This is a genomic window from Roseateles oligotrophus, assembly GCF_025717515.1.
GTDB lineage: Bacteria > Pseudomonadota > Gammaproteobacteria > Burkholderiales > Burkholderiaceae_C > Paucibacter_A > Paucibacter_A oligotrophus.
The window spans coordinates 546,812-562,605 of sequence record NZ_JAJIRN010000002.1 but is presented as its reverse complement, the minus strand read 5'-3'; the positions used below and the strand labels follow the sequence as shown (position 1 = coordinate 562,605).

General features: G+C 63.6%; 17 protein-coding genes. 5 read left to right on the top strand and 12 right to left on the bottom strand.

Going from position 1 to position 15,794, the window contains the following annotated elements; translation table 11 throughout:
- Positions 1-120: 120 nt before the first annotated feature.
- Together ahpC and ahpF are read left to right on the top strand one after the other, a co-directional pair.
- Positions 121-684, top strand: a complete 564-nt coding sequence (gene ahpC, locus LNV07_RS05795; RefSeq protein WP_263570217.1) for an alkyl hydroperoxide reductase subunit C — start codon at positions 121-123, stop codon at positions 682-684.
- A 188-nt stretch (positions 685-872) separates the two neighbouring features.
- A complete protein-coding gene (gene ahpF, locus LNV07_RS05790) occupies positions 873-2,438 on the top strand; it encodes an alkyl hydroperoxide reductase subunit F (RefSeq protein WP_263570216.1) in 1,566 nt (521 codons plus the stop codon).
- 58 nt (positions 2,439-2,496) lie between these two features.
- Here ahpF and LNV07_RS05785 read toward each other — a convergent pair whose 3' ends face one another.
- The 11 genes from LNV07_RS05785 to phnG all read right to left on the bottom strand — a co-directional run bounded on the left by LNV07_RS05785 (position 2,497) and on the right by phnG (position 12,160).
- Positions 2,497-2,781, bottom strand: a complete 285-nt coding sequence (locus tag LNV07_RS05785) for an amidohydrolase family protein (RefSeq protein ID WP_263570215.1) — start codon at positions 2,779-2,781, stop codon at positions 2,497-2,499.
- 40 nt (positions 2,782-2,821) lie between these two features.
- On the bottom strand, positions 2,822-4,060 hold the full coding sequence (locus tag LNV07_RS05780) for a DUF2306 domain-containing protein (RefSeq protein ID WP_263570214.1): 1,239 nt from the start codon (positions 4,058-4,060) through the stop codon (positions 2,822-2,824).
- A 1,307-nt stretch (positions 4,061-5,367) separates the two neighbouring features.
- Complete coding sequence (locus LNV07_RS05775) at positions 5,368-5,628, bottom strand: hypothetical protein (protein ID WP_263570213.1); 261 nt, start codon at positions 5,626-5,628, stop codon at positions 5,368-5,370.
- A gap of 253 nt (positions 5,629-5,881) precedes the next feature.
- A complete protein-coding gene (locus tag LNV07_RS05770) occupies positions 5,882-7,024 on the bottom strand; it encodes an alpha-D-ribose 1-methylphosphonate 5-triphosphate diphosphatase (RefSeq protein WP_263570212.1) in 1,143 nt (380 codons plus the stop codon).
- Entirely contained in the window at positions 7,021-7,788 is a 768-nt protein-coding gene (gene phnL, locus LNV07_RS05765) for a phosphonate C-P lyase system protein PhnL (protein ID WP_458296241.1), read from the bottom strand. Before phnL ends, LNV07_RS05770 begins: the two co-directional genes overlap by 4 nt.
- A gap of 5 nt (positions 7,789-7,793) precedes the next feature.
- Complete coding sequence (phnK, locus tag LNV07_RS05760) at positions 7,794-8,597, bottom strand: phosphonate C-P lyase system protein PhnK (protein WP_263570210.1); 804 nt, start codon at positions 8,595-8,597, stop codon at positions 7,794-7,796.
- Positions 8,594-9,061: a GNAT family N-acetyltransferase gene (locus LNV07_RS05755; RefSeq protein ID WP_263570209.1), complete on the bottom strand. Its 468-nt coding sequence runs from the start codon at positions 9,059-9,061 to the stop codon at positions 8,594-8,596. Before LNV07_RS05755 ends, phnK begins: the two co-directional genes overlap by 4 nt.
- Positions 9,054-9,917 carry an alpha-D-ribose 1-methylphosphonate 5-phosphate C-P-lyase PhnJ gene (locus LNV07_RS05750; protein ID WP_263570208.1) on the bottom strand — a complete coding sequence of 288 codons (864 nt, stop codon included), beginning with the start codon at positions 9,915-9,917 and terminating at the stop codon, positions 9,054-9,056. Before LNV07_RS05750 ends, LNV07_RS05755 begins: the two co-directional genes overlap by 8 nt.
- Positions 9,914-11,011, bottom strand: a complete 1,098-nt coding sequence (locus LNV07_RS05745) for a carbon-phosphorus lyase complex subunit PhnI (RefSeq protein ID WP_263570207.1) — start codon at positions 11,009-11,011, stop codon at positions 9,914-9,916. The genes LNV07_RS05750 and LNV07_RS05745 overlap by 4 nt, the downstream gene beginning before the upstream one ends.
- A gap of 4 nt (positions 11,012-11,015) precedes the next feature.
- A complete protein-coding gene (gene phnH, locus LNV07_RS05740) occupies positions 11,016-11,690 on the bottom strand; it encodes a phosphonate C-P lyase system protein PhnH (RefSeq protein WP_263570206.1) in 675 nt (224 codons plus the stop codon).
- A complete protein-coding gene (gene phnG / locus LNV07_RS05735; protein WP_263570205.1) occupies positions 11,687-12,160 on the bottom strand; it encodes a phosphonate C-P lyase system protein PhnG in 474 nt (157 codons plus the stop codon). Before phnG ends, phnH begins: the two co-directional genes overlap by 4 nt.
- A gap of 77 nt (positions 12,161-12,237) precedes the next feature.
- Here phnG and phnF point away from each other — a divergent pair, with 77 nt between their 5' ends.
- From phnF to LNV07_RS05720, 3 genes are all read left to right on the top strand, one after another.
- Complete coding sequence (gene phnF, locus LNV07_RS05730) at positions 12,238-13,008, top strand: phosphonate metabolism transcriptional regulator PhnF (RefSeq protein WP_263570204.1); 771 nt, start codon at positions 12,238-12,240, stop codon at positions 13,006-13,008.
- Positions 13,005-13,700 (top strand): DUF1045 domain-containing protein, encoded by a 696-nt coding sequence (locus LNV07_RS05725; protein ID WP_263570203.1) that lies wholly within the window; start codon positions 13,005-13,007, stop codon positions 13,698-13,700. The genes phnF and LNV07_RS05725 overlap by 4 nt, the downstream gene beginning before the upstream one ends.
- 65 nt (positions 13,701-13,765) lie before the next feature.
- Positions 13,766-14,377, top strand: coding sequence for a DUF2799 domain-containing protein (locus LNV07_RS05720; RefSeq protein ID WP_263570202.1), 612 nt, complete (start codon positions 13,766-13,768; stop codon positions 14,375-14,377).
- On the opposite strand, the gene chrA is transcribed toward LNV07_RS05720, so the two are convergent.
- A complete protein-coding gene (gene chrA / locus LNV07_RS05715) occupies positions 14,369-15,718 on the bottom strand; it encodes a chromate efflux transporter (protein ID WP_263570201.1) in 1,350 nt (449 codons plus the stop codon). The genes LNV07_RS05720 and chrA overlap by 9 nt on opposite strands.
- Positions 15,719-15,794 lie beyond the last annotated feature (76 nt).

The window sequence follows — 15,794 nt, the reverse complement described above, 5'->3', positions numbered from 1 at the left end:
ACGGCGATTTGAATTATCAAAACTGCGAACCGGCACTTGCTCTTATGATTCGTCCATAGCAAGTTTTCTACCGTGTCTTTCGTTCGTTAGTTTTGTTTTTCAACCCACAAGGAAATCGTCATGTCCCTGATCAATACGCAAGTCCAGCCCTTCAAGACCGAGGCCTTTCACAATGGCAATTTCGTTGAAGTTTCCGACGCCAGCCTGAAGGGCAAGTGGTCGGTGCTGGTGTTCATGCCCGCCGCATTCACCTTCAACTGCCCGACCGAAGTTGAAGACGCGGCCGACCTGTACGGCGAGTTCCAAAAGGTCGGCGCCGAGATCTATATCGTCACCACCGACACCCATTTCTCGCACAAGGTCTGGCACGAGACATCACCCGCCGTGGGCAAGGCCAAGTTCCCGCTGGTGGGTGACCCAACCCACAAGCTGACCCGCGCTTTCGGCGTGCATATCGAAGAAGAAGGCCTGGCGCTGCGCGGCACCTTCGTGATCAACCCGGAAGGCCAGATCAAGACCGCCGAAGTGCATGACAACGCGATCGCCCGCGACATGAAGGAAACCCTGCGCAAGCTCAAGGCTGCCCAGTATGTCGCGAGCCACCCAGGTCAGGTCTGCCCTGCCAAGTGGAACGAAGGCGCCAAGACCATTACGCCTTCGCTGGACCTGGTTGGCAAGATCTGATGACCCACCCCCGGAGCGCCTGCGGCGCTCCCCCTCAAGGGGGCGAGCCCTGTGGCCCGGCGAAGCCGGTTCCACGGGCTCTACTCGGTAAATACCTCCGAGCTACGCTGAAAGTGTCCTGATCCTCGCGGGCTTTTTCAGAGTGGCTTGACGCATCACGCCTGAATAAACCTACGAAAGGATCCGCCATGTTGGACAGCCATCTGAAGACCCAGCTCCACGCCTATCTGGAGCGCGTCACCCTCCCGTTTGAAATCGAAGTCAGCCTCGATCAGCGGCCCGAGTCGGCCGAGCTTCTGAGTCTGCTGCAGGACATCGCCTCGATGTCCGACAAGATCACGCTGAAGACCGACGGCCGGGATGCGCGCCGCCCGTCCTTCAGCCTGAACCGCACCGGCTCCGACATGAAGCTGCGCTTTGCCGCGATCCCGCTGGGCCATGAATTCACCTCGCTGGTGCTGGCCCTGCTGTGGGTCGGCGGCCACCCGCCCAAGGTCTCGGACGAGACGATTGCGCAGATCAAGAGCCTGGACGGCGAGTTCAGCTTCGAGGTCTATATGTCGCTGAGCTGCCATAACTGCCCGGATGTGGTGCAGGCACTCAGCCTGATGGCGGTGTTGAACCCCAAGATCAAGACGGTGGTTGTTGACGGCGGGCTGTTCCAGGCCGAGGTCAACGAGCGCGAGATCATGGCCGTGCCCAGCATCTATCTGAACGGCAAGGAATTTGCGTCCGGCAAGATGAGCGTGGAGGAAATCGTCGCCAAGCTCGATACCGGCGCGGCCGCGCGTGACGCCGCCAAGCTGAGCGAGAAAGCGCCCTTCGATATGTTGATCGTCGGCGGCGGCCCGGCCGGCGCGGCGGCGGCGGTGTATGCGGCGCGCAAAGGCATTCGCACCGGCATTGCCGCCGAGCGTTTTGGCGGCCAGGTCAATGACACGATGACGATAGAGAACTATGTCTCGGTGCTGGAAACCGATGGGCCGAAGTTCGCCGCCGCGCTGGAAGCTCACGTCAAGGAATATGAGGTCGAGATCATGAATCTGCAGCGCGCCGAGGCCTTGATTCCGGCCGCCACGCCCGGCGGCTTGGTTGAGATCAAGTTGGCCAATGGCGGCGCGCTGAAGGCCCGGACGGTGATTTTGTCGACCGGCGCGCGTTGGCGCCATGTCGGCGTGCCCGGTGAGCAGGAATACAAGAACAAGGGCGTTGCCTATTGCCCCCATTGCGACGGCCCGCTGTTCAAGGGCAAGCGGGTGGCGGTGATCGGTGGCGGCAATTCCGGTGTCGAGGCGGCAATCGATTTGGCCGGCATCGTCGCCCATGTCACGCTGGTCGAATTTGGCGATGCGCTGCGCGCCGATGCGGTCCTGGTCAACAAGCTGAAAAGCCTGCCTAACGTGACGATCCATGTGAATGCCCAAACGACCGAGTTCACCGGTGCCGCCGGCAAGCTCAATGGCCTGAGCTACACCGACCGGGTCAGCGGCGAGGCCAGGCATGTCGAACTGGAAGGCGTGTTCGTGCAGATCGGCCTGGTGCCCAATACCGAGTGGTTGAAGGGCGTGGTCGAGCTGAGCAAGCAGGGCGAGATCATCGTCGATGCCAAGGGTCAAACCTCGCTGCCCGGCGTGTTCGCGGCCGGCGACGCGACAACCGTGCCTTTCAAGCAGATCATCATCGCTACCGGCGACGGCGCCAAGGCGGCGCTCGGCGCCTTTGATTACATGATGAGGTTGCCGGCGCTGGCTTGAGCGGGTCAGGCTCGGTGGGTCAGGCAACTTGCCGGCCGACTCACTTTTCTAGCTCTCACTAAGCCACCCGCCGCCCCCGTACAAACACCTCGCGCACCACCGACTGGCCGGCGACCTCGCGCACGCGGACAAAGTCGCCGCGCAAGCCTAATCCGATTTCTCCACGGTCTTGCAGCCCGCAAGCCAAGGCCGGCCTTCGGCTGACGACGGCCAGCGCTTCGGGCAGGCTGAAACCCGCATCGCGCCGCAACAAGCAGGCCGATTTCAACAGGCTGGGCGGCACATCGTCGGAACTCAGCGCATCCAGCACCCCCGCGCGCAAGCCGTGAGGGTCAGGTTTCAAACATATAGGCAAGACCTGACGCCGAACCCGCTCCAAGTCCTCAAGATCCAGCTGCGCGCAGCTGATGCAATAGCGCGGTCGCGACATCATCACTTGGGTCGAGTTTCAGCGCATGTTGACAGTTGATGAGGGCCTCCGCCTGCTTGCCCGCCGCCAAATAGCCCTCGGCCAATCGAGCATAGGCTCTGGCCGATTGCGGATAGGCCTCAACGTTCAGGCGCAATATGCTGATGGCATCATCCAATCGATGATCGGCGCTCAGTTTCTTCGCCAATTTTCTCAGCTCACTTTGATCGAAGTTGTAGAGGGTTGGCGCCGAAGCCTTCAATTCATGATACTGAATGAGCGCTTGGTCGATGCCGCCGGAGAGCAGGGTGGCGGAAAGCGTGTCGGCGATAGAAATTCGCTGATCATGCATCGCCTTGACCGAAGGAATCCATGAAAACATCGAAACGCCGACGGTGCCAATACCGGCCAATGCAGCCGCAATAAACAAGGTGAATGCCATGATGAATTTGCGCTGAGCGGCCGCAGCCGGTTTTGTACGCAGGAAAAGCTCAAGCACGATCAAAGGAACAAGGTAGCAGCCAAACGACCAGAATATGACGACTGGTCCGTCGAAGTTGGCGCCCATGCCGACCGGCCCTTGATTGACGACAAGCCAGGCGAATAGGCCGACACGCGTGAACCACTGCGCGTTCGAAACCAGGTACAGGCGCAGCGCCCACCGGCGATGAGCTGCGATGTCATGCCCGATGGCCGAGCGTAGGGCGAGCCCGCTGAAACCGAGTATGAGCAAGGCATTCAGCGTGATGGCGATATTGGCAATCGACACATGGCTGCTGCCGCGAAACCAGATCATGTACAGCCCGGTGATGCTGAGGCAAAGCGCCGTCAACATAAACGCGCGTCCGTTCCATCGATGGAAGGCCGGCGCCGCCTTGCGTAGTTGAGGGATCAGTTGCAGCGCGCCGCCAAACGCGATGATGGCGGCCAGCAAAGCGTGTGCAGCAAAGGCTAGATTCCCTGCCGTGTCACCGGCCACATAGCCTTTTGTCAGCAAGGGATTCTTGGCCCAGAGCTGAAAATTCCCGCTCAGCGTTGATGGCGTGTAGAAGCCCAAGAGGTAGGTCAAAAACACCCACTGGCCGATCACGGCGACCACAAACCAGGTGCGTGTCGCCATGTTCAACACCTTGTCGGCGATCGACTTTGAACTTGCGGCGCCGTTTGATTTTGCGGCCCTTGCTGCTGACAGTGCTTTGCTGTTGATGGTCATTGCATCGACTCCGTATATGCCTATTGCTGCTGCCGCTGCTGCTGTTGCTGCAGCGTTTGACCGGCACTGTGCTGGAGGCCGGATGCGCCGGCCGCGCGACTCCGACGAACAACGGTGCCGGCGGGACGGGCGACGGTATGCGCCGATGTGCTTCCTTGGTTTTTTCGCATCGGATGCGAGCTTTCGACCTGGCTTGCGGCAATGCCGGCCTTTCCCTTGTGGCAGAGCATCTGCTGAAAAGCCCGGCTGATTTCTGTTTTGGCGAGCGGCGAAGAACCAAGCCGCAAGTCTCGCGGCTATTCGTCGTATGCCACTCGCCTGCACTGTGCAAGCACCTCGCATGTCACGGGTTGACCAGCCAATTTACGTTGCACAGGATGCGATTTCATTGCGGTGATGGGAAGATCAGGCCAAGTTGCCGGGACAGGCGACGCTGTCGTTAGGCGTTGAACGAATTGCGCTTGGGTAGCTAGCCTTCGGTTCATCTTGCTTGGCGCCACGATGCCGGGAGTTCGCCCCGGCGGGCGACCCTCTTTCTTGTGCGCACAAGAAAGAGGGCAAAGAAAGCGCCCCTGCCGCATGGCCCTGCGGGTTCGCTCGGATGCTCAAATTTACCGGGCCGCGCCCAACTCACTGCGCTACGCTCCGTTCAAACAAGGGGCGCGAAACCAGTTCTTGAAGTCGCTGCGCGACGCCCGGCAAATTCTCCGCTCCTCGCCCATGCAGAAGGGGGATTCCAAAGAACACGGCTCGCTGCGCGTCGCCTCGAAGGGTGCGTGCGCTGCGCGCTTGCACCTCGCGAGTCGATGCCGGTCACGTCTTGCCCATTTTCTTGGACTCCCGGCGTTTTCCGGAAATTAACGATTCAAGACTTGAACCCCGGAAGAGTTCGGCTACCACTTGGCTATAACGTTACGGCGACGCATTCTTTGTCAGCACTGAGGCAGGGCAGGGCTGGGGTCACAGTTCAGGCCTAACGCTTAAAAAGTGTGGCAACATCCCACAATTGTGACAACACAATTTCGTTTGGCTCTAATTGGCCATTTGTAACTAACCGCTTGAGTGGACCTCCGCCAGCTGGCCCCGGCCCCTCAGTTTCGTTAGGCGTCGGCATCATCACCCTAGATAAGCATCACTGAGATTTGTAGCGCTAGTCCCTGCCACCCTGGAGGGACTTTGATATCGCCACAGAGTTAATTCGGGAGTTCGCAGCGTGGAAGTTCGATGCAGCGGCTGCCCGTCAGTACCTATCTGACCTTGAAGAGCAGTTCACAGCCAAAAGTGTTCTCGAACCTTGGTAAAGAAACCTAACCCATATTTAAAACTGACTCGCTACGGCAAAAAGCCGAGCAAAAGCCGAGGGTCAAGTCTTTAATCGTTAATTTCCGGCAATCGCCGAGGTCCCAAGAGAATGGGCAAGACTTGACCGGCGCGGCATCGACATGCGAGGCGCATGCGCGCAGCGCAGCACCCATCGAGGCGACGCGCAGCGAGCCGAGTTCTTTGGAATCCCCCTTCTGCATGGGCGAGGAGCGCAGAATTTGTCGGGCGTCGCGCAGCGACTTCAAGAACTGGTTTCGCGCCCCTTGTTTGAACGGAGCGTAGCGCAGTGAGTTGGGCGCGGCCCGGCAAATTTGAGCACTGAGCGGACCCGCAGGGCCATGCGGCAGGGGCGCTTTCTTTGCCCTCTTTCTTGTGCGCACAAGAAAGAGGGTCGCCCGCCGGGGCGAACTCCCGGCAACTCACCGGCCATCATGCGTTTCGTAAACGGCCTAGCCGCGTGAAGTTCAGACAGGCTCCCGTCGCGGGCACCCGCCTGACTCAAGCCACCCGCCGCCCCTGCACAAACACCTCACAAACCACCGGCTGCCCCGCCACCTCCCGCACCCGCAGCAAATCCCCCCGCAGCCCTAACCCAATTTCCCCACGGTCGCTTAGCCCACAAGCCAAGGCCGGCCTCCGGCTGACGACCGCCAGTGCCTCGGGCAGGCTGAAACCCGCATCGCGCCGCAACAGCCAGGCCGATTGCAAAAGACTGGACGGCACATAGTCCGAACTTAGTGCATCCAGCACACCGGCGCGGGCCAGATCCAGCGCCGAGACATTGCCCGAATGCGAACCACCGCGCAGCACATTCGGCGCCCCCGCCACCGTGCACAGGCCGAGCCCATGCGCATGCTGCGCGGCGGCCAAGGTGGTCGGGAATTCGCTCATGCCGGCACCCAGCCCCAAAGCCTCGTCCACATGGGCCAGCGTCGTGTCGTCATGCGTGGCCAAGGCGACCGAATGGGTGCGCGCAAAGTCGGCAAACCAGGCGCGATTCGGCTCCGCATGCTCGGCCTGGCGCTGCGGCGCAATGCTCACCTCCCGGTCCCAGACCGCATCGCTCCAGCCTTTCTTGCCGGTGTAATAGGTCTTGGCATGGGCTAGATTGGTCCATTGGCGCTGGCCCGGCGTGTGGTCCATCAGCGAAATCAGGCGCAGACGCGGGTGCCTTGCAAAGGGCTCGAACAGCTCGCGCGCATTCGGTGCCGGCAGCTCGCAGCGCACATGGATCAGGTGATCGGCCTTCAACACACCGGCCGCCTGCATTTGATCCAGCACGTTCAACAAGGCACTTTGATCGCGGGCACGAAAGCCGTCGCCATAAGGGTCGCCGACGCCGATCGCGTCCAGCACCGTGGTGATGCCGGCCGAGGCGATCTCGGCGTCATGCGCTTGCACGGCACCCAGCATCGGAAAAAAAACCTTGGGCCTGGGCATCACATGCCGCTCAAGATTGTCGGTATGCACCTCGACCAGGCCCGGCAGCACAAAGTCGCCGCCCATGTCGATAGCGCCCGCCGCCGCGCTGCCGCCTTGACCGATCTCGGTGATCACGCCGTCCTGCACGCGCAGGTGGCCGACGATCACTTCCTTGCCCAGCACCAGCTGCGCATTCGTCAACAACAGGTCATTCTTCATACAAGGATTCTCTCTGGCTGAGCGGCGGGCGGCAGGGCGACGCAGCGGCTGGCCACCGCTTCGCGCACTTCTTCATCGTGGAAGATGCCGACGATGGCGGTGCCGGCCGCCTTGGCCGCCGCAATCATCTCAATCACGACGCGGCGGTTCATCGCATCCAGCGAGGCGGTCGGTTCGTCCAACAAGAGTAGGCGCGCCGGCTGCACAAAGCCGCGCGCGATATTGACGCGCTGCTGCTCGCCGCCGGAGAAGGTGGCCGGTGGCAAATCCCAAATCGCCTCTGGCAGATTCAGGCGCGCGAACAGCTCGGCAACCCGCGCCCGCGCGGTCAGTTGCGCGGCTTGCCAGCCGGCATCGTCGACTTGACCGGACAGCAGCAAGGGGTCGGCCTGCAGCAGCCGCTCAGCCACCACATCGAGCGCACCGACACGCGGCAGCGCACGCAAGAACTGGCTGACATAGGCCAGCTCGCGTCGGCGCAGATCCAGCACCTGCTGAGCCTGGGCCTGCGCCAGATCGACGGGCGCGCCGCCCTGTTCGCTGGCAAACAGGATGCGGCCGCTGTCGACACCGTAGCTGCCGTACAGGCATTTGATCAAGGTCGATTTGCCCTGGCCCGAGGCACCCACCAGGGCCACGCATTCGCCCGCATGAACGTCGAGCGAGACGCCGTGCAAGACCGGCAGGGCCTGGCCGCTGCGCAGATGCAGCGTGAAATGCTTGCGCACATCTTGCACGCTCAAAACCGGCATTATTGACTTCATCATCATCATGGCGCCACCACCGAGGCGACCAGCAGCTGGGTGTAGGGATGCTGAGGGTCATCGAGCACGCGGTCGGTCAGACCTTCTTCGACGATGCGGCCCTCGCGCATCACCAGCGTGCGGTGCGCGAGCAGGCGCGCCACGCCGAGGTCATGGGTGACGATAAGCGCCGACAGATGCATGCGCGCGACCAGCAGCCGGATCAGGTCCAGCAGCTTGGCCTGCACCGACACATCCAGCCCCGAGGTCGGCTCGTCCATCAGGACCAGGCGCGGCTTGGTGACCAGATTGCGGGCAATTTGCAGGCGCTGGCGCATGCCGCCGGAGAAGCCGCGCGGCGAGTCGTCGATGCGCAGCGGGTCGAGTTCGACCCGACTCATCCAGTCCTCGCCGGTGGTGCGCAGCTGACCGTAATGGCGCAGGCCGGCGCCCATCAGGCGCTCGCCGATATTGGCGCCGGCGCTGACATTCATGCGCAGGCCGTCGGCCGCATGCTGCTCGACAAAGCCCCATTCGGTGCGTGCCAGCAGGCGGCGCTGGCGCTCGCTGATGCGGTGCACATCGACCACTTCATCCGCGGCCGTGCGGTACAGCACTTGGCCGGCGGCCGGTTGCAGGCGGGCGGCAATGCAGTTCAGAAGCGTGCTTTTGCCCGAGCCGGACTCGCCCACAATCGCCACCACCTCACCGGGGAATAGGCTCAGCGAGGCCTCGCTGACGGCCGCACGGGTCTGCCCGGCGGCGTTGAATTGATGCGTTAGGCCGCTGACTTGCAGTAGCGGCTGAACTGGGGTCTGACTGATGCTCATGTCTTCATCTCAATCTGGAAACTCTTGCCATGCTGGGCAAAGCCGAGTTGCTCATAAAAGGCATGGGCTTGGGCGCGGCGCAAATTGGATGACAGCGCGAGTTTGTAGCAGCCGGCCGCCGCCGCCAGGGCCATGGCGTCTTCTACCAGCGCGCGGCCCAGGCCGAGACCCTGCAGATCCGCGGCGACGCCGACGCTCTCAATCACCGCCGAGGGTGTGCCCTGATGCGAAAGCATGGGCAGAATGAACAGCGTCAGCGTGCCGACCAGGCGTTCACCGGCTTGGGCCACGCGCACCCGCGCCAAGGGCATCGCCTGCAGTTGCAGCCAAGCCTGTTCAACCTGCGCCAGCGCCGTTGCCGACATCGGCTGCGGCTCGTCCAGGCCGCTGCTTTGATAGAGCGCCAACAAGGCCGGCAGGTCGCCGAGCTGCGCGTCGCGAATGGCTATCGGATGATCATTCATCGTTGTTCTTTCGCTCCAGTTGCGCGGCGCACCAGTCGCTGTCCGAGCAGGTCCACAGCGTTTGCCCGCCGCCTTGCACCACCTCGTCGAGAAAGCTGGTCGTGCAGCCGCAGAGTTCGCAGGCCTGGCTATGCGGCTTCACTTCAAAGGGATGGTCCTCAAAATCGAGGCTGCGCACCGAGGTGTAGGGCGGCACGGCATAGAGGCGCTTTTCGCGCCCGGCGCCAAACAGCTGCAGCGCGGGCATCCGGTCCATCTTGGGGTTGTCAAAGGCGGGGATCGGGCTGGGCGCCATCACATAACGGCCATTCACCAGGACCGGGTAGTCATAGGCCGTCTCGACCCGGCCCCATTGCGCGATGTCTTCGTACAGCTTCACATTCATCAGCCCATATTCCTCGGCCGCGTGCAGGCTCTCGCATTCGGCCCGGTTCGGCTCCAGCCGGTACAAGGGCTCGGGCTGCGGCACCTGGTAGACCAAGACCTGACCCTCGCGCAGCGGCGCCTCGGGGATGCGGTGGCGGGTCTGGATCAGCGTCGCGTCTACGGTGCGGGTGGTGGTGGCCACGCCGGTCGTGCGGGCGAAGAAGTCGCGGATATTGACGGCGTTGGTGGTGTCGTCGCTGCCTTGGTCGATGACCTTCAAGACATCGGCCGCGCCGATCACGGCGGCGGTGACCTGGATGCCGCCGGTGCCCCATCCATAGGCCAGCGGCATCTCGCGCGAGCCGAATGGCACCTGGTGGCCGGGGATGGCCACCGCCTTCAACAAGGCGCGGCGGATCATGCGCTTGCTGCGCTCATCCAGATAGGCGAAGTTATAGCCTTCGGCGGTTTGCGGCATGGATGGGCTCATGGCTGCTCCGTTTTGAGTCTGTCGCTGCGCTCCTGGCGCAGTTGGCGTATCAGCTGCAGCTCGGACTCGAAGGTCACGTAATGGGGCAATTTGAGATGCTGGACGAAGCCCGAGGCCTCGACGCTGTCGCCCTGCGGCAGCGCGAACTCTTGTTGCTGTGCCGGGCTGCTGATCTGCTCGCCGAATTCATCGGCGCGCAGCGCGCGGTCCAGCAGCGACATCGCCATCGCCTTGCGCTCGCCATGGCCGAACACCAGGCCGTAGCCGCGCGTGAACTGCGGCGGCGCGCCGTCGTTGCCGACAAACTGGTTCAGCATCTGGCATTCGGTCAGCTCGATCTCGCCGACCTCGATCTCGAAGTCCAGCTCGTCCGGCTGCAAGGACACGGCCACCGCGCCGAAGCGGATGTCGCCGGCAAAGGGGTGCGTAAAAGCGTAGCCGCGCTGGGTCGAATAGGCCAGGCCCAAGACCCAGCCCTCGTCGGCGCGTGCCAGCATTTGCAGGCGGCCGCAGCGCGGCAGCGGGTAGCGCGGCGGGTCGCGGGTGATGTCCAGTGGTTCGGGGTCGCCGTCGGGCGGCAAGGCGGGCTCGATCAGGCCTTGGGCAGATAGTTCGTCCAGCGCATTGACGATCAGGCTCGGCGCCTCGGCCAGCGCGTCGCAGGGCGGCGCGCTGGCAGGCGCATCGCCGCGCAGCAAGCCGAAGTCGAGCAGGCGCTGGGTGTAGTCATAGGTCGGCCCCAGGACTTGGCCGCCGGGCAGATCCTTGAAGATGGCCGAGATGCGGCGCTCTGGGCGCATCGCGTCGCAATTGAGCGGCGCGCTGAAGGCCAGGCGCGGCAAGGTGCTGCGGTAGGCGCGCAGCAAGAACGCCGCCTCGATCGCGTCGCCCTGCGCCTGCACCAAGGCCAAGGCGGCCAAATCGGGGTCGTAGAGCGAGGCTTCGGCCATCACCCGCCCGACCAGCAAAGCCATTTGCTCGCGCACCTGCGCCACGCCGATGGCGGGCAGATTCAGGTCGCCCCGGCGCGCGGCGGCCAGCAGGTCGCGCGAGGCTTTGATGGCTGGCTCGCCACCCTTGACTGCGATATACATGGCCTCAGCTCTCCAGCGTGATCAGGGTGGAACGGGGAATTGCCGCCAAGCGCGAGCCGCAGCAAAGCATCAGCTCGATGCCGCGCGGGAAGGCGGGCAACAAGGCTTGGCGCCAGCGCCAGAACTCGGGCGGCAGCCCTTGCACCGCCAGCGTCTGCTCGCTGGCAATGCCAGGCCCGCGCAGCGTCAGCAGGGCCGCGCCGGCCAGCGCTTGTTTTTCATCCAGCCCGCTAACTTCCAGCAAGAGCGTGCCGCCAAGCTGGGGCTGCTCATCGCTGCCCAGCGGCAGCGCCTGCCAGATTGGGGTGCCGAGATTTGGGGTGGCAAGATCGGCCGCCTGGACGGCGGTGAACTGGGCGAGCCCCGGCTCGGCCAGCTTGGCGCCGCAGTGAAAGCGGAAATAGGCCGCGGCGGCCTTGCTGCCTAACTCTGCGGCCAGATGGAGCGGGCTTTCCGCGTCCAGCAGCGTCAACAGGCTCAGCGTCATGGCCAGGCCGAAGGCCTTGGTGGGCAGTTGCACGCCGCTGTCGACCGCCGCCAGCTCATGCACCCGGCCGGGCAGCGCCATCGCATCGAGCAGCTGCCTGAACACCTGCTGCGCGCCGAACACCGGCTCGGTGAAGCCGCGCTTCATGGCGGCCAGGTCATGGTTGCCGTCTAAATGGTTGGCTAGGTTCATGGCATCGTCTCCGCCTGCAAGGTGTAGAACTGCACGCGGCTGGCCGCCGTTTGGCCTGCCTGCTGAGCGCGCCTTGCCTGCGTCACGGCCCGCAGCGGCGCAATCACTTCGGCCTGCAGGCGCTCGCCCCAAGCCGGCTGCTGCAACAAGGCATCGGCCTGCGCCACCCAGCTCGCGCGCTCGATGTCGCGGCCCAGCACATAAGCCACGCCGACGCTGGCGGCTTCCTCGCCCTTGAAGCGCAAGACGCAGCGGGTCAGCGTGGCCTCGCCCAGATTGAAGCGCTCGCCGCTGTTGCCGGCGCGCCCACGCAACATGGTCAGGCCGACCTCCGGCGTGCGCAGCGGCTCGAATTGCAAGCCTGTCATCAAGGGGCAAAGCAGTTGTTGCAGACTTTCGCGTGGCGCATGGGCCAGCACGGATAGCCATTGTTGGCGAGCGCTGGGCGGCAATTCGGCGGAGGAGTTCATGAGGATGTCATCTAGACGACTTTAAGATGCGCCCAGTATCACAGCGGCCGGTGACAGTTTCTTGACCAAATCAAATCATGTTGAATGAAGAGCCCGAGTTCTTGGCGCCCAGCCCGGCTGCCGCGCCGCTGAGCAAGCGTTGGGAAGCCATTGCGGCGGCGCTGCGCGCCGAGATTGTGCAAGGCGTTTTTGCGCCCGGCTCACGCTTGCCGAATGAATCCGCCTTGGCCGAGCGATTCCAGGTCAACCGTCACACGCTGCGCCAGGCGATGCAGGCGCTGGCACGCGAAGGTTTTGTGCAGGTGCGCCATGGCAGCGGCACCTTTGTGCGCGAGCTGGTGCTGGACTATGCCTTGCAGCGCCGCACCCGCATGAGTGAGAACCTGGCCGAGGCCGGCGAGCAGGGCAAGCGTGAACTGCTGGCTCAGCAAGAATGCGCCGCCGGCAGCCGCTGGGCCAGTGGGCTGCGAGTTAACCCGCGCACGCTGGTGCTGCAGATGAGCACACGCGCCTTGGTGCGCGGCCGCCCGGTCAGCCTGAGCTGCGCCGCCTACCCGCTGCCGCGCTTGGGGGCTATGGCCGAAGCCTTCGCAAGACTGGGCAGCATCACCGCCGCCCTGGCCGAACTGGGCGTGGCCGATTACACCCGCGCGCGCAGCGTCATCTCCGCCCGCCTGCCCAGCCAAGAAGAAGCCGATGCCTTGGCCCGCCCGGTCACTCAGCCGGTGCTGGTGGTGGACTACAGCAATGTGGACGCGGCCGGCCAGCCCGTCGAGGCGGGCCATACCTTGTTCGCGGCCGATGCGGTGCAGCTGACGGTCGGGCCGGACGGCTGGGAGCGGCCATGAACGCCGGACCCGCAAGCCCGCTTCGTTATGCCATTTATTGGGCGCCCGAGCCCGCGCATGCGCTGGCGCAGCTGGGCGAGCAATGGCTGTCACAGGACCCATCCGTCGCACCGATCAGCGAGCCGGCGCTGTATGGTTTTCACGCGACGCTGAAGCCGCCGTTCAGATTGGCGGAGGGTTGCAGCGAGGCCGAGTTGCTGCGGGCAACCCAGCGCCTGGCCTGGGCTCATCGCGCTTTCGACATGCCGGTCTTGCGGGTGGCGAGGCTGCAGGGCTTCGTGGCTTTGCGGCCGCAGCCCCAGATTGCGCCCGCGCATCCGCTGTGGCGCCTGGCGGATGCCTGCGTCAGCGAGCTGGACGGTTTTCGCCGGCCACCCGCCGAGGCCGAGCTGCTCAAGCGCAGATCGGTCGGGCTGGACGCTGAGCAAGAGGCTCTCATGCAGTGCTGGGGCTATCCGCATGTGCTACAGCGCTGGCGTTTTCACATGACGCTGACTAACTCTGTTTTTGAGCAGCAGGCACAACAAGGCCCGCAAGCAAGCCCGCAGGCCGAGGCGCTGCTGGCGCGCTTGCAGGCCCTGTTCGCGCCGGCGCTGGCGCAGCCGCTGCGCTGCGATTCGATCTGCATCTTTGAGCAGCGCGAGGCGGGCCAGGCATTTCGATTGAGCCATCGCTTTGACTTGGCGCCGTGAGCGGCTGTTTGAGAAGCCAGCGCACCCTAAAATTGAAAAGCAGATATTTACATCAGGAGCTGCTTATGTTGACAACGTTCGGGCGCTTGGCCCTGGCCCCATTGTTCGGTCTGTTGCTGACTTCCTGCGCGACCATGTCGCCCGAGGAATGCAAGGTCGCCGACTGGGGGCAGATTGGTCAGCGAGACGGCATGGACGGTCGAACCTTGGGGCAACTCAGTGACCGGGCCGCTGATTGCGCCAAGGTCGGCGTCAGCGTCGACACCCAGGCCTATCAAAAAGGGCGAGATCAAGGTTTGCTCAGCTACTGCCGCCCTGATAACGCCTTGCGTGTCGGCCTGAGTGGCGGCTTTTATGGCGGTGTTTGCCCGCCTGAAACACATGCCGAATTTTTGCAGCGTTATGAATCAGCACGCTATGTCTGGGATTTGCGCAACGAGGTGTCTAGCCTGGACGGGCGGATTGAAAACCTCGAGCGCCGGCTGCGCGATGTCAACCGCAGCGAGGAAAAGCGCCTGGCGGATGCGACGACCGATGAGCAGCGCAAGGCGATTCGCAAAGCGATCGACGACGAGCGCCGTGATATTCGCAACGACCTCAGCGAGACCGATCGCCGCCTGCGCCGCAAGCGCGACGAGCTGCGTTCGGCCGAGTTTTCGTTGAGTAATCTACGTTAAGGCCGTCGCAGCCAAACCCAGCGCCGCGCAGGCGCCCAGCAAGGGCAGCACGCCAAGCTTGAAGCGAAACAGTGCCAGCATGGCGGCCAACGCGATCAGCGCCGACATCGCGTCGAAGGGGCCGCTAAATCCCTTGGGCCAGAGCACATGGTAGGCAAAGAACAAGGCCAAGTTGACGATGACGCCGACCACCGCCGCCGTGATGGCCGACAGCGGCGCGGTAAAGCCGAGCTTGCCATGGGTGGCTTCGACCAACGGCCCGCCGGCAAGGATGAAAACGAAGGACGGCAAAAAGGTGAAGTAGGTGACGACGGTGGCCGCCACGGCGCCCGACAAAAACAAGCTGTCGGCGCCGAATACCGGCTGCAGCCAGGCGCCGACAAAGCCGACAAAAGCGAGCACCATGATCAGCGGGCCGGGCGTCGTCTCGCCCAGCGCCAGGCCGTCGATCATTTGCGTGGCGCTCAACCATTGGAATTGCTCAACCGCGCCCTGATAGACATAGGGCAGCACGGCGTAGGCGCCGCCAAAGGTCAGTAGCGCGGCCTTGGTAAAGAACCAGCCCATCTGCGTCAGCAAGCCGTCCAGACCTTGCGTCAGCAAAAGCCAGCCCATGCCGGTCAGCCATAGGCTCGCACCGATGGCTAACACCCGAATCAGGCGGCTGCCGGTGAATTGCGCATGCACCGGTGTAGGCGTGTCGTCGTCAATCAGCGCCGGGCCGTAGCCGGTCTTGGCGGCAGCATGGCCACCGCCGAGCGCAAATACCTGGGGCGCCCAGCGAGCCCCCGCGCCGCCGATCAGGGCGGCCACCAGCACGATGACCGGGAAGGGCGCGTCGAAGGCAAAGACCGCCACAAACGCCAGCGCGGCAATGCCCCACATCCAGCGGTTTTTCAGCGCTCGGCCGCCGATGCGGTGCGCTGCATGCAGCACCAGCGCGGTGACGGCGGGCTTGAGGCCGTAAAAGATGCCGGCCACGACAGGCAGCTCACCAAAGCGCATATAGATCCAGGACAGCGCGATCAGGATGAACAGCGAGGGCAGCACGAACAAGGCACCGGCGACGATGCCGCCGCGCGTGCGGTGCATCAGCCAGCCGATATAGGTGGCGAGTTGCTGTGCCTCTGGCCCAGGCAGCAGCATGCAGTAGTTCAGCGCATGCAGAAAGCGCTTTTCGCTGATCCAATGGCGCCGCTCGACTAACTCGGCATGCATGATGGCGATCTGCCCGGCCGGGCCGCCAAAGCTAATGAATCCCAGCTTGAGCCAGAAGGCGAAGGCTTGCCAGAAACTGACCGGTGCGGGTAGCGCGAGGGACTGGGTGTTTTGGGTCGTCATGGTGAGAGTTTCGCAGCAGCCTGGCCGGGGCTTGGCCGGACGCAAGCATTCACCGACAAGCCTGCCTCGCGCTTCG

What these genes read in the sequence shown, in the direction of transcription:
- ahpC (WP_263570217.1), top strand. Translation starts at nt 121, where the DNA reads ATGTCCCTGATCAATACGCAAGTCCAGCCCTTCAAGACCGAGGCCTTT.
- ahpF (WP_263570216.1), top strand. Translation starts at nt 873, where the DNA reads ATGTTGGACAGCCATCTGAAGACCCAGCTCCACGCCTATCTGGAGCGC.
- LNV07_RS05780 (WP_263570214.1), bottom strand. Translation starts at nt 4,060, where the DNA reads ATGACCATCAACAGCAAAGCACTGTCAGCAGCAAGGGCCGCAAAATCA.
- LNV07_RS05770 (WP_263570212.1), bottom strand. Translation starts at nt 7,024, where the DNA reads ATGAAGAATGACCTGTTGTTGACGAATGCGCAGCTGGTGCTGGGCAAG.
- phnL (WP_458296241.1), bottom strand. Translation starts at nt 7,788, where the DNA reads ATGAAGTCAATAATGCCGGTTTTGAGCGTGCAAGATGTGCGCAAGCAT.
- phnK (WP_263570210.1), bottom strand. Translation starts at nt 8,597, where the DNA reads ATGAGCATCAGTCAGACCCCAGTTCAGCCGCTACTGCAAGTCAGCGGC.
- LNV07_RS05755 (WP_263570209.1), bottom strand. Translation starts at nt 9,061, where the DNA reads ATGAATGATCATCCGATAGCCATTCGCGACGCGCAGCTCGGCGACCTG.
- LNV07_RS05750 (WP_263570208.1), bottom strand. Translation starts at nt 9,917, where the DNA reads ATGAGCCCATCCATGCCGCAAACCGCCGAAGGCTATAACTTCGCCTAT.
- LNV07_RS05745 (WP_263570207.1), bottom strand. Translation starts at nt 11,011, where the DNA reads ATGTATATCGCAGTCAAGGGTGGCGAGCCAGCCATCAAAGCCTCGCGC.
- phnH (WP_263570206.1), bottom strand. Translation starts at nt 11,690, where the DNA reads ATGAACCTAGCCAACCATTTAGACGGCAACCATGACCTGGCCGCCATG.
- phnG (WP_263570205.1), bottom strand. Translation starts at nt 12,160, where the DNA reads ATGAACTCCTCCGCCGAATTGCCGCCCAGCGCTCGCCAACAATGGCTA.
- phnF (WP_263570204.1), top strand. Translation starts at nt 12,238, where the DNA reads ATGTTGAATGAAGAGCCCGAGTTCTTGGCGCCCAGCCCGGCTGCCGCG.
- LNV07_RS05725 (WP_263570203.1), top strand. Translation starts at nt 13,005, where the DNA reads ATGAACGCCGGACCCGCAAGCCCGCTTCGTTATGCCATTTATTGGGCG.
- LNV07_RS05720 (WP_263570202.1), top strand. Translation starts at nt 13,766, where the DNA reads ATGTTGACAACGTTCGGGCGCTTGGCCCTGGCCCCATTGTTCGGTCTG.
- chrA (WP_263570201.1), bottom strand. Translation starts at nt 15,718, where the DNA reads ATGACGACCCAAAACACCCAGTCCCTCGCGCTACCCGCACCGGTCAGT.